The sequence below is a fragment of the Rhodopseudomonas sp. B29 genome, assembly GCF_000333455.1.
In the GTDB taxonomy this organism is placed as follows: domain Bacteria; phylum Pseudomonadota; class Alphaproteobacteria; order Rhizobiales; family Xanthobacteraceae; genus Rhodopseudomonas.
This window is the reverse complement of the sequence record NZ_BADD01000013.1, coordinates 1-11,545: the sequence shown is the minus strand read 5'-3', so window position 1 is coordinate 11,545 and position 11,545 is coordinate 1. Positions and strand designations below refer to the sequence as shown.

Annotated in this window: 11 protein-coding genes and 1 pseudogene; 7 read left to right on the top strand and 5 right to left on the bottom strand. The window is 65.2% G+C overall.

Translation table 11 applies throughout. From position 1 onward, the window contains the following. Positions 1-69: 69 nt before the first annotated feature. The 3 genes from I5M_RS00335 to I5M_RS00325 form a co-directional block, all read right to left on the bottom strand. Complete coding sequence (locus I5M_RS00335; RefSeq protein WP_022719583.1) at positions 70-1,584, bottom strand: TadE/TadG family type IV pilus assembly protein; 1,515 nt, start codon at positions 1,582-1,584, stop codon at positions 70-72. Positions 1,585-1,808: 224 nt separating this feature from the next. After that, entirely contained in the window at positions 1,809-3,497 is a 1,689-nt protein-coding gene (locus I5M_RS00330) for an alpha-amylase family protein (RefSeq protein ID WP_022719582.1), read from the bottom strand. Between the two features lie 191 nt (positions 3,498-3,688). After that, positions 3,689-4,066: a PRC-barrel domain-containing protein gene (locus I5M_RS00325; protein ID WP_244431891.1), complete on the bottom strand. Its 378-nt coding sequence runs from the start codon at positions 4,064-4,066 to the stop codon at positions 3,689-3,691. Between the two features lie 419 nt (positions 4,067-4,485). On the opposite strand from I5M_RS00325, the gene I5M_RS00320 reads away from it, so the two are divergent. Further along, a complete protein-coding gene (locus tag I5M_RS00320) occupies positions 4,486-5,277 on the top strand; it encodes a class I SAM-dependent methyltransferase (protein ID WP_022719580.1) in 792 nt (263 codons plus the stop codon). 56 nt (positions 5,278-5,333) lie between these two features. Here the strand turns inward: I5M_RS00320 and I5M_RS00315 are convergent, their stop codons facing one another. Next, positions 5,334-6,035, bottom strand: coding sequence for a DNA-3-methyladenine glycosylase (locus tag I5M_RS00315; RefSeq protein WP_040771489.1), 702 nt, complete (start codon positions 6,033-6,035; stop codon positions 5,334-5,336). 120 nt (positions 6,036-6,155) lie between these two features. On the opposite strand from I5M_RS00315, the gene gluQRS reads away from it, so the two are divergent. Both gluQRS and I5M_RS00305 read left to right on the top strand, forming a co-directional pair. After that, positions 6,156-7,037 (top strand): tRNA glutamyl-Q(34) synthetase GluQRS, encoded by an 882-nt coding sequence (gene gluQRS, locus I5M_RS00310; protein WP_022719578.1) that lies wholly within the window; start codon positions 6,156-6,158, stop codon positions 7,035-7,037. A 92-nt stretch (positions 7,038-7,129) separates the two neighbouring features. Then, a complete protein-coding gene (locus tag I5M_RS00305; protein WP_022719577.1) occupies positions 7,130-8,344 on the top strand; it encodes an ATP-binding protein in 1,215 nt (404 codons plus the stop codon). Here I5M_RS00305 and I5M_RS00300 read toward each other — a convergent pair. Beyond that, entirely contained in the window at positions 8,271-9,164 is an 894-nt protein-coding gene (locus I5M_RS00300; protein ID WP_022719576.1) for a YihY/virulence factor BrkB family protein, read from the bottom strand. The two genes, I5M_RS00305 and I5M_RS00300, sit on opposite strands and share 74 nt — an antisense overlap. Before the next feature lie 142 nt (positions 9,165-9,306). On the opposite strand from I5M_RS00300, the gene I5M_RS00295 reads away from it, so the two are divergent. The 4 genes and pseudogenes from I5M_RS00295 to I5M_RS00280 all read left to right on the top strand — a co-directional run. Beyond that, positions 9,307-9,501 carry a twin transmembrane helix small protein gene (locus tag I5M_RS00295; RefSeq protein WP_022719575.1) on the top strand — a complete coding sequence of 65 codons (195 nt, stop codon included), beginning with the start codon at positions 9,307-9,309 and terminating at the stop codon, positions 9,499-9,501. Positions 9,502-9,586: 85 nt separating this feature from the next. Beyond that, positions 9,587-10,159: a cob(I)yrinic acid a,c-diamide adenosyltransferase gene (locus tag I5M_RS00290; RefSeq protein WP_022719574.1), complete on the top strand. Its 573-nt coding sequence runs from the start codon at positions 9,587-9,589 to the stop codon at positions 10,157-10,159. Positions 10,160-10,269: 110 nt separating this feature from the next. Then, a complete protein-coding gene (locus tag I5M_RS00285; protein WP_022719573.1) occupies positions 10,270-11,019 on the top strand; it encodes an electron transfer flavoprotein subunit beta/FixA family protein in 750 nt (249 codons plus the stop codon). Next, a pseudogene (locus I5M_RS00280) lies at positions 11,019-11,545 on the top strand (electron transfer flavoprotein subunit alpha/FixB family protein); the annotation flags it as partial. The gene I5M_RS00285 and the pseudogene I5M_RS00280, both read left to right, overlap by 1 nt.

The window sequence follows — 11,545 nt, the reverse complement described above, 5'->3', positions numbered from 1 at the left end:
CTATGCACGGAGCTGGATTGCTTCGTCGCTTCGCTCCTCGCAATGGCGCACTTGCGCGCTGGCGGAATCTCAGTTCGTGATATGCGCGATCTGGACCGCGTGGTTGAACATCGCGTTGAGGGCGGCGGTGATGTCGGCCGGCGTGTTCGCGGTGTAGAAGAAGCCCGGCGAGGCGCAGCCGCTCAAACTCGCCGGGATGTTGGCGATGTTGTTGTTGGCGTAGGTGTCCTCGTTGCCCGCGAACGAGGTGTTGACCGGATCGATCTTCTGATACGGGATGTACAGCACCGAGACGATAATGCCGCGCTTCTTCATCGGCGTGCAGTCGGTCGAGGGGTTGATGACCGTTGCATGATTGCTCCCCGCCCAGCCGCCATTGGGCACACCCTTGGTCTGCGGATCCTGCGCGCCGTCGGTGACCAGGAAGACATAAGGCAGCGTCTTGTTCGACGTCGTGCCGTCGCCGACGCTGGTGATCAGCGTGTTCATGCTGGCGAGCGACTCGCTGATATGCGTCCCGCCCGAGCCGAGGTTCGAATTCATGTTGGTGTCGAGCAGCGTCGCCAGATTGGCCGCGGCGTAGTTGATGGTCGAAGAATTGGTCGTCGAGCCGTTGATGCTGCTGGTCAGCGGGAAGTACGAGTACAGATACTGGATGAACGGATACAGCCCGATTCGGAACTGGTTGGGGATTTTGGCGGTGGTGTTGGCAGTCTGAAACAACTGATTGACCGCATAGCCGACGGCGTCCAATCGAAGCTGGATGCACGCATCTGTGCCGTCGGTCGGGCAGTTGTCCACCGCGCCAAGCTTGGTATAGAGCGAGTTCGGCAATCCGGACACGATGTTGGACGGCAGCTTCTTTTTCATCGGGGTACTGCTGGTGTTCTGCAGCAGCGCCTTGTAGCCGCTCTGGCTGACGCGCGAGATGGCGTAGCCGAGACAGTAGTTATTGGTGGGATAGCCCTGCGTGCCGCTGTCCGTACAGGCTGAATTCTGCGGAGCGAAATGGCATGCCAGCGTGCAGCCGGTTGGATACTGAAGATAGTTGTCCGGATTGATCGACTGCATCCGCTGCGCCTCGGCGGTGGTCGAAGGCAGCCCCATCGAGCCCGACACGTCGAGCATCAGATAGAAGTCGAGATACAAAGGCAGCGAGGCGCTGGCTGTCGAGCTACCGCCGACCGTCACCGTCTTGGTGCCGAAGACGCCCATGAAGCTGGTCGGCACCTTGGCGGTGAAATTCACCACCGACTTCAACGTCGCGCCCGTCTTGGTCACGGTCGGGGAGATGTTGAGCCCGGTATAGCCCGTCACGACCGAGGCGTTGCCATTGAAGACATTCGTAGCTTCGGTATTGCCGGCGCTCACCGTGCCGTTGCTGGTCATCGCCACCGCGGCTTTGTAGCCGGCACCGTTAAAGGAGATCGAAGCCAGGCTTGCCGTATCGGCCGCCTTCTGCAACTGGGTACGAATCTTGGCCGCCATCGCATAGTCGACGGCGCAGCCGACCGCCGCGAGGATCGGCAGAACGGCCAGCGCGAAAATGATCGCCACATTGCCGCGCCGGTCGCGAACAAACATCCGCGCCAGCCTGCCCCAACCGCTCCCCCGCGCCATCATCGGGCCTGCCCCCGTTCATGTCCAACCAACGGGATTTAGCCGACGAAAGTTACAAGAGTCTCAAACGAGGTGGATACTCACCTGCTGTGGTCATTGACGAGTAATTGCCCTACTAACGATCAATTAACCGACGGTCACCGTCTCGAGTTGGCCCGCGGGGCGAAAGCCCGTAGCATTGACGGGAGTCACACAGGCGTGCCGTTGCCGCCGTCGACTTCACTGCGTTTCAGCAGATAGTCGAGTCCGCCGACCCTGTACCAACGATAACCGTAGCCTTCCAGCATCACAGTGTGACGGTGACGCTTGCCGGCCTGGCTGTGCTGATCGCCGAGTACGTCGATCAGGGTGTCGCCGCTGTCGCCTGCAAGCCCCACGGAAAATGTCAGCTCGCGCGGCTGTTCGTCGAGATTGTGCAGCAGCAGGACCGAATTGTTGCGCCAGTCGTAGCGCAGGCCCAGCACGGCCGGATCGCCGGTCTCGATTACCTCGAAATCGCCCCAGCCGATCTCCGGCACCTCCTTGCGCATCCGCAGGATGCGCTCGATCCAGTTGAGGAAGGAGTTGGGATCGCGCCGCTGCTGAGCAACATTGACGTGGGGATAGCCGTAGGGCCCCTGCTCGATCACCGGCACACAGGGCTTGTCGGACTTGGTGAAGCCGCCATGCGGCTCGGTCGACCATTGCATCGGCGTGCGGGCGCATTCGCGCTCCTTCAGCCTGAGATCGTCGCCCATCGCTATCTCGTCACCATAGCGCAGCACGGGCGTCCCGGGCAGCGTGCACATCAGGCTGTAGGCCAATTCGAGCCGCCGCCGGTCGCCGCCGAGCATCGGCGCCAGCCGCCGGCGGATGCCGCGATTGTAGAGCTGCATGGTCTTGTCGGGCCCGAACGCCGCGAACACCTGGGCCTGCTGCGCCTTGGTGAGGCGGCCGAGATCGAGCTCGTCGTGATTGCGCAGAAACAGCCCCCATTGCGCCGTCGCCGGCCGCGGCTTGGTCTCGACGAGCGCCTTCGCCAGCGGCCCGGTGTCGCCGGAGGCGAGCGCATAGAACAGATGCTGGTTGACGTGGAAGTTGAACATCATGTGCATGCGATCGCCGTCGTCGCCGAAATACTGCAGATCGTCCTTCGGTCGCACATTGGCTTCGGCGAGAATGATGGCGTCGCCCTTCCGCCATTGCAGGAATTCGCGGAAGGTGCGCAGCATATCGAACTGCTCCACCGGCTTCCTGACCTGCGGACCCTTGGTGGCGATCACGAACGGCACTGCATCCATGCGGAAGCCGCAGACGCCGAGCTGGATCCAGAACCCCATGATCTTGAGGATCTCTTCCTGCACGAATGGATTGGCGGTGTTGAGGTCGGGCTGGAAGTCGTAGAAGCGGTGGAAGTAATAGGCCTTGGCGACCCTGTCGCGCGTCCAGGTCGATTTCTGCACGCCTGGGAAGACCATGCCCTCGTCTGCATGCGCCGGCTTCCTGTCCGACCAGACGTACCAGTCGCGATATGGTGACTCTTTATCGGCGCGTGCCTGCTGAAACCATGGATGCTGATCGGAGGTGTGATTGACCACGAGGTCGATGATCACCCGGATGCCGCGCTGCTTGCAGCCATGGGTGAACTCGACAAAATCGCCAAGGGTGCCGTAGCGCGGGTCCACGTTGTAATAGTCCGAGATGTCGTAGCCGCCGTCGCGGTTCGGCGATGGCTGGAACGGCATCAGCCAGATCGCCGTGATGCCGAGGCCATGGAGATAATCGAGGCGCCGCGACAACCCCTTGAAATCGCCGATGCCGTCGCCATTGGCGTCCATATAGGTCGCGACCGACAGACAGTAGATCACGCCGTTCTTGTACCAGAGGTCGTCGATCATCGTTGGTCGCGGCCTGACAAAGGAGCAACGGGCGAGGCCCGTACGGTGGGTTATCGCGAAGCGCGTAACCCAGGCGCTACGCATACAGCGTGGGTTACGCGCCTTTCGGCGCTAACCCACCCTGCGGGCTTTTCGCTTGGCGAAGCACTTCCACGAGCGACGTGGGCGCCGCAGCCGCCAGCGCAGCCGGCTCATGTCAGCGCCACGCCGTAGTAGTCATCGATCCGGCGCGTGCCGCTCCAATCATAGTCGGACCCGCGATCATATTTCGGAGCATTCTGCAGCTGATCGTTAGTCACCATGGTCTGGTAACCGCCGAGCTCAGTGTTGTACTTCAGCGACGGCCATGGCAACGGATAGTGGTCGTCGCCGATACCGAGGAAACCGCCGAACGACAGCACCGCGTAGGACACCCGCCCGGTGCGCTTCTCGATCATCACCCGCTCGATCGATCCGATCTTCTCGCCGTCGGGGCCGAACACCGCGGTGCCCTGGACCTTGTCACTGCCGATCAGGCTGACGGTCTCGTCGGTGGCCGGATCGCTGCTCGGAGTCATGGTGGGACTCATCGAAACCTCCTGCGTCGTTTCCTCACGAGCACAACCGGCAGGAACCCGAGACGTTCCGCCGGCGCGATGTCACGGCGAGCAACGATCGTCATGGTGTCTTCACAAACGGAGGAATCGTTCTTATCTTGGATTTTCCTGAAACAACGAAAGGAGGTGATCCAGTGTCTCACTCGAAACGCTGTCACCTCGCTGGGGACGCCCGTTGAGGTTGGCTTCTTAATCGAAGCCGCTCGGCTCGGGCGTACTCCAGCGCCTGGGAACCAGCGAGTTACGAGGCGCGCGTCGGCGGATCCCGCCGGCGCGCGTTTGTCGTTTCAGTCCCCCGCGGACGCGCGCCGCGGAGAAGGCTGCGCCTATCCGTTGACGTCACCTCCAAGAACAAAATACCTCAGGGGCTGGAACCGCGACGGAGCAACACGATGACGACTACAGGGGCCGCGACCTTCACCGATGGCGATGCCTACGAGCGGATGATGGGCCGCTGGAGCCGCACCGCCGGCGCGGTTTTCCTGGACTGGTTGGCCCCTCCGGCGGGTCGCGACTGGCTCGACTGCGGCTGCGGCAACGGCGCTTTCACCGAAGAGATCGTCGCCCGCTGCGCCGCCAAGTCGATCACCGCGGTCGATCCCTCCGAAGGCCAGCTCGCTTTCGCCCGCACCCGCCCGGCCGCCCGGCACGCCAGCTTCAAACTCGGCAGTGCAGAGGCGTTAGATTTCCCCGACAACAGCTTCGACGTCTCGATCATGGCCCTCGTGCTGGCATTCCTGTCCGACCCGACCAAAGCGGCGGCGGAGTTGGCGCGGGTGACGCGCCCGGGCGGCTCGGTGGCTTCCTATATGTGGGACATCGATGCCGGCGGGTCGCCGCTGGCGCCGATGACGCGGGCCATGCAGGCCGTCGGCGTCGCGCCCGCCAAACGCCCGAGCGAAGCCGCATCGCGCCGCGACGTGATGCAGGAGTTGTGGCAGCAGGCCGGTATGGTCGACGTCGAAACGATGACGATCCCGGTGGAGATCAGCTATCCGAGCGTCGATGCGTTCTGCGACGTGTACTTCCTGCCGATCGGCCCGCAAGGCGTGGCGATCTCCAAGCTGAGCGACGACGACCGCGCGCGCCTGCGCCGGCAATTGCACGACGACCTGTCGGGACCGGGCGGCCGCGTCAGCTACAAGGCTTTCGCCAACGCGGTGAAGGGACGTGTCACCGGTTAGTGAGGGCAGTAGTTGATTTGCCGCGCCGGCCTCGCACAACGAGGCGGATGGCGCCCTCAGCGCCTGGTCGTTTTGGTGATCTTCGGCTTCGGCTTGGGTTCCGTGGCCTCGGGCTTGCCGATCACCCCCTCGCGCTTCTTCACCGCGTGATAATAAGCCCACCACAGATGCGCGGCGGCGCCGCGGAGCGGGCGCCAGGGTTCGGCGAGCGGCGCCATCTGCTTCACCGTTGGGCGCGCCTTGAGGCCGAGGCCGATCCGCATCGCCTCCTGGACGGCGAGATCACCGGCCGGCCAGGCGTCGCCATGGCCGAGGCAGAACAACAAATAGATGTCGGCGGTCCACGGCCCGATGCCGTGCAGCGCCGTCAGCGCGGTGTGGGCGATGTCGGCATCCTGCTCGCCCAGCGCGTTCAGATCGAGCCGCTCGGCCGCGAGCTCCTTGGCCAGCGCCTTCAGCGTCTTGATCTTCGCCGCCGACAGGCCGAGCCGCCCCAGCCGATCGGTGCGGGCGCGCCGGATGGCGTGGTGATCGAACGGCTCATAGGCGCCAGACACCCGCGCCCAGATCGCCGCCGCCGAGGCGACCGACAATTGCTGGCCGCAGACGATCGCCGCCAGCCCGGTGAAGCCCGGCTCGCGCCGCCGCAGCGGCGGCATGCCGGCGACATTTAGCACCGGCTTCAGCCGCGGGTCCTGTTTGACCAGCGTGTGGATCGCAGCTTCGAGATCGGACTGGCTGTCGAGATGGATGGTCATCAGGTGGCTTGGCTTTCCCGCGTCACGCGCGGGCTTGACCCGCGCATCCATCCGCTATCGTAAGGAGTCTTTCATCCGATGGATTGCCGGATCAAGTCCGGCAATGACGTCAGGGGTTCAATGCCGCCACCCGTTTTCCGATTTGCGCCGAGCCCGAACGGTTATCTCCATCTCGGCCACGCCTACTCGGCGATGATGAATTTCGACCTGGCGCGCGCGGCGGGCGGACGGCTGCTGCTGCGTATCGAGGACATCGACGCCACGCGCTGCCGGCCGGAATACGAAGCCGCGATCTACGAAGACCTGGAATGGCTCGGCATTGCGTGGGAGCCGCAGGTTAGGCGGCAATCCGATCACCTGGACCTGTATCGCGAAGCCGTGGACAGGCTCGCATCCACCGGATTGGTGTTCCCGGCGTTCGAGAGCCGCGCCGAGATCGCCCGGCTGGTCGCAGACCGCGAGGCAAGCGGCGCGTGGCCGCGCGATCCCGACGGCGCGCCGCTGTATCCCGGCCAAGGCAAGCAACTAACTGCCGACGAACGCAGCGCACTGATCGCTGCCGGCACGCCCTATGCGCTGAGGCTCGACATGGCTGCCGCAGTTGCCCAAGTGGGTGAGCTGAGCTGGCACGAAGACGGCCGCGGCCCGGGCGGCGAGACCGGACTCGTGAGGGCGCAGCCGCTGGATTGGGGCGACGTCATCATCGCCCGCAAGGAGACGCCGACCAGCTACCACCTGTCGGTGGTGATCGACGACGCGCTGCAGGCCGTCACTCATGTGGTGCGCGGCGCCGATCTGTTCTGGTCGACGTCGGTACACCGGCTGCTGCAAACCCTGCTCGGGCTGCCGGCACCGACCTATCGGCACCACGACCTGATCCGCGACGCCGCGGGGCGTAAGCTGTCGAAGTCGGACAGCTCCACCGCCTTGCGGCAATTGCGCGCAGACGGCGCCACGCCGGCCGATATCCGGGCGCTGGTTGGACTGGCCGCATCCGCCTGAGGGCGCCCCCCGCCGACGCTCAGGCGCACAATGGCGGGATGGTTTGAGCGCCGGCGGCGTGGCAATCTGGTCGCGGGCGGCTCGGGGGAATCATGGCGGTGAAAGCGCGCGCGTTGCGCAGCCGGCGGACGCAGGTGACGCGGCCGGTGAAAAAACGCGTCCAAAAGCAAGCCGTTAAGCCTGACCTTGTGGAGTCGGCGCTGGCCGCTTTCGCGCATGAAGTTCGCACGCCCCTCACCGGCATCCTGGCCGTCAGCGACCTCCTCGCCACCTCCGAACTCGGCGAGCGTGAGCGCCGCTGGGTCGACACGATCAAGGCCGGCGCTGAGCATCTGTCTGGGCTGGCTACACTTTTCGTCGATGCGGCGCGGCTCGGCGCAGCCGGGCTGCAGATCCGGCAGGACCTGTTCGACCTGCGGGCGCTGTCGCGGCATGTCGGGGATTCGCTCGCCGGCCGCGCCGCCGCCAAGGGGCTGGGCGCCGTCGTGACAATCTCGCCGCGGCTCCCCGCCTACGTGATCGGCGACGTCGTCCGGCTCCGAGCGGCCCTGGAAAATCTGATCGACAACGCGGTGAAGTTCACCGAGCAGGGCACGGTCAGCCTCAAGGTGACGTCCGCCGCAGCCGGCAAGCATGACGCCGCGGTCAGCTTTGCCGTCACCGACAGCGGCATCGGCCTGTCGCTCGCCGAGATCAGGCGGCTGTTCCGGCCGTTCTCGCAGGCCAATGTCAGCATCGCGGCGCGGTTCGGCGGCGCCGGGCTTGGGCTGAGTTCGGTCCGTCAGATCGCCCGCGCGATGGGCGGCGACGTCGCCGTGACGCAGCGCGCTCGCGGCGGCACGGTGTTCACGATGACGGTGAAGCTACCGCGAGCCCAGCCGCAGCCGGCGACATCCGCGGCGCGGCGCATTCAGGGCGTGGACAACCGGCCGCTGCGGCTGCTCAGCGTCGAGGACAACCCGTTCGGCCGGGTCGTGCTCAATTCCATCCTGACCGAACTCGGCCACTCGGCCGAATTCATCGGCCGCGGCGAGGCGGCGCCGGAGCGGCTGCGTGATAACGAGTTCGACGCGGTGCTGATGGACATGGTGCTGCCAGGGATCAGCGGCCTCGACACCATCCGGCTGATCCGCGCGCTCGATGCGCCCGGCAGCACGGTGCCGATCATCGGCCTGTCCGGCCGCGATCAGGACGAAGCGGCGGCGCGACAGGCCGGCGCCAACTCGTTCCTGCTCAAGCCGGTGTCTCCTCGTGCGCTCGCAACTGCGCTGCTTGAAGTGTCACGCCGTCCTTCAGCTTCGACTTGATGATGGCGGCGTTGAGTTCGCCGCCATAGACGAAGATCGCGGCGATGAAATACAGAAACACCAAAGCGATGATCGCCGACGCGAGGCCCGCATACATCGTTACGTAGTTGTTGGCGAAGCGCGCCAGATACAGGCCGAAACCGACGCCCGACAGCAACGACGCCACCATGGTGAAGACGATGCCGGGCGCGATCTGCTTGAGCGTACGCCTCCCGGCCGGCAGCCGCGCATGCAGGATGAACAGCGCCACCGTCAGCGCCGCGATGGTGATGCCGTAGCGCGCAACCGTGACCATTATCTCGTTGTTCTGCACCAACACCGGCACATAAATCCGGGCGGTCGCCAGGATCAGCGGCCCGAGCACGATCAGGAACGACATAGCCAGCGCGGTGAAAGCCGCGACCAGCGTGTAGCCGATCGATTCCAGCCGCAGCAGGTACCAAGGCCGCGGCTCGATCACCGCATAGGCGCGGTTCAGCGCCACCCGCAGGCTCTCGACGCCGTTCGAGGCGAAGTACAACGCCAGTAACAGGCCGATGGTCAGCGCGCCGCCGCGGGTGGTGGTCAGCACGTCGTGGATTTCACCCGATAGCGTCGAGGCGACCTGCGCCGGCCATACGTCGAGCAGCAACTCGGCGGCCTGGTCGGCCAGCCCCTTGGAGCCAATGAAGCCGGCCAGCGACGTCAGGACGATCAGAAATGGAAACAGCGCCATCAGGGACGACAGCGCGATGTGGCTGGCGATCGCCCATCCGTCATCGGCCAGAAACGTGTAGAAGGCGTCGAGCGCGACCCGGTAGGCGTAGCCAATCTGCTTCACGACCCGACCTTATTGGGGAAAATGAGCGTCGCCGACATCCGACACTACCATCCGCTATCAACCGGTTCAAACCGCCTTCGTTGCACGTCCGCCGCCTGCGGGCGGGATGGCGCGACCGGATCAGTGGTGTTATGAGACCAGGATGGCGACATTCCTCGGGACTTTCCTGCTGCCTATCGCGCTGTGCGCCGTGGCCTTCGTGCTCCTGCTCGGCCTCATCAACATGATGCGCGGCGGCTCGGCCAACCGTTCTCAGCAGTTGATGCGCTGGCGCGTCGGGCTGCAGTTCGTCGCCATCGTCATCACCATGCTTGCGGTCTGGGCGCTGGGCCGCTAACGCCGGTCCCGCCCTCACGTCTCGCCACCTCGCGCAGAGCCGTTTCGCGCTAAAGGTCCGCCCGCGATGCACCAGGATTGCTCCGATGGTTGTACTCAATCGAATCTATACCCGCACCGGTGACGACGGCACGACGGCGCTGGGCTCCGGCGAGCGCCGTCCCAAATACGATCTGCGGATCGCCGCCTATGGAACCGTGGACGAGACCAACGCGGCAATCGGCGTGGCCCGGCTGCATCTCGCCGCACGGCCCGATGTCGATGCCATGCTGGGCCGCATTCAAAACGACCTGTTCGACCTCGGCGCCGATCTGGCGGTGCCGGACCGCGAGGGCAAAGCCGAACGGCTGCGGATACTCGATACCCAGGTGGAGCGGCTGGAGCACGAGATCGATCAGCTCAACGAGCGTCTCGCGCCGTTGACGTCATTCGTGCTACCCGGCGGCAAGCCGGGCGCCGCGTACCTGCATCTGGCCAGAACCATTTGCCGCCGTGCGGAACGCGTGATGGCGGAACTCGCCGCCAAGCCGGAAGAACGCCTCACCGCCGCGGCCGTGCATTACGTCAACCGGCTGTCGGACTTCCTGTTCGTCGCCAGCCGCGCCGTCAACGACGACGGCGGCGGTGACGTCTTGTGGGTGCCGGGGCAGAACCGGTAGCTATAGAGCGAGGTGGCGGTTTTCGGCGGTCGCGCGTTGACCGCCGATAGCTGGGGCTTTAGGTTCCGCCGCCACGAAGGGACATTCCAGCGCAACACGAAAGAGGATCGATGAAGGTCTTAGTGCCGGTCAAGCGCGTGGTCGACTACAACGTCAAGATCCGCGTCAAGAGCGACGGGTCGGGCGTCGAGCTCGCCAACGTCAAGATGTCGATGAATCCGTTCGACGAGATCGCCGTCGAGGAAGCCCTGCGGCTGAAGGAAGCCGGCAAGGCGACCGAGGTCGTGGTGGTGTCGATCGGACCGGCGCAGGCGTCGGAGACGATCCGCACGGGTCTCGCCATGGGCGCCGACCGCGGCATCCTGGTCAAGGTCGATGGCACCGTCGAGCCGCTCGCGGTCGCCAAGATCCTCAAAGCCGTCGCCACCGAAGAACAGCCCGGGCTGATCATCCTCGGCAAGCAGGCGATCGACGACGACTGCAATCAGACCGGCCAGATGCTGGCCGCGCTGCTCGGCTGGTCGCAGGCGACCTTCGCGTCCAAGCTCGAGGTCGAAGGCTCGGACTTCCAGGTCCAGCGCGAAATCGACGGCGGCCTGCAGACGCTGAAGCTCAAGGGCCCGGCGATCGTCACCACCGATTTGCGCCTCAACGAGCCGCGCTACGCGTCGCTGCCGAATATCATGAAGGCGAAGAAGAAGCCGATCGCCGAGAAGACCGCCGCCGACTACGGCGTCGACGTCTCGCCGCGGCTGGAGATCGTCAAGACCGTCGAGCCGGGCGGCCGCAAGGCCGGCGTCAAGGTCAAGGACGTCGCTGAACTCGTCGAGAAGCTCAAGAACGAAGCGGGGGTGCTGTGATGGCGACGCTGCTGATTGCCGAAACCGACCACGCCCAGCTCAAGGACTCCACCAACAAGGCGCTGACCGCCGCCGCCGCGCTCGGCGGTGACGTGCATGTGCTGGTCGCCGGCGGTGAAGGCGCCAAGGCTGCGGCCGATGCGGCTGCCAAGCTGCAAGGCGTCGCGAAGGTGCTGCTGGCCGACGCGCCGGTGTACGAGCACGACCTCGCCGAGCCCCTGGCCGCGCTGATCGTGTCGCTGGCCGGCAATTACGACGCGATCGTCGCGCCCGCGACCTCGCGCTTCAAGAACGTGATGCCCCGGGTTGCCGCGTCGCTCGACGTGATGCAGATCTCGGAGATCATCAAGGTCGTGGCGCCCGACACGTTCGAGCGGCCGATCTACGCCGGCAACGCGATCCAGACCGTGAAGTCGAAGGATGCCAAGAAGGTCATCACCGTCCGCACCTCGACCTTCCAGGCCACCGGCGAAGGCGGCAGCGCCAGCGTCGAGAGCGTGGCGGCGGCAGCCGATCCGGGCCTGTC

What these genes read in the sequence shown, in the direction of transcription:
- I5M_RS00335 (WP_022719583.1), bottom strand. Translation starts at nt 1,584, where the DNA reads ATGTTTGTTCGCGACCGGCGCGGCAATGTGGCGATCATTTTCGCGCTG.
- I5M_RS00330 (WP_022719582.1), bottom strand. Translation starts at nt 3,497, where the DNA reads ATGATCGACGACCTCTGGTACAAGAACGGCGTGATCTACTGTCTGTCG.
- I5M_RS00325 (WP_244431891.1), bottom strand. Translation starts at nt 4,066, where the DNA reads ATGAGTCCCACCATGACTCCGAGCAGCGATCCGGCCACCGACGAGACC.
- I5M_RS00320 (WP_022719580.1), top strand. Translation starts at nt 4,486, where the DNA reads ATGACGACTACAGGGGCCGCGACCTTCACCGATGGCGATGCCTACGAG.
- I5M_RS00315 (WP_040771489.1), bottom strand. Translation starts at nt 6,035, where the DNA reads ATGACCATCCATCTCGACAGCCAGTCCGATCTCGAAGCTGCGATCCAC.
- gluQRS (WP_022719578.1), top strand. Translation starts at nt 6,156, where the DNA reads ATGCCGCCACCCGTTTTCCGATTTGCGCCGAGCCCGAACGGTTATCTC.
- I5M_RS00305 (WP_022719577.1), top strand. Translation starts at nt 7,130, where the DNA reads ATGGCGGTGAAAGCGCGCGCGTTGCGCAGCCGGCGGACGCAGGTGACG.
- I5M_RS00295 (WP_022719575.1), top strand. Translation starts at nt 9,307, where the DNA reads ATGGCGACATTCCTCGGGACTTTCCTGCTGCCTATCGCGCTGTGCGCC.
- I5M_RS00290 (WP_022719574.1), top strand. Translation starts at nt 9,587, where the DNA reads ATGGTTGTACTCAATCGAATCTATACCCGCACCGGTGACGACGGCACG.
- I5M_RS00285 (WP_022719573.1), top strand. Translation starts at nt 10,270, where the DNA reads ATGAAGGTCTTAGTGCCGGTCAAGCGCGTGGTCGACTACAACGTCAAG.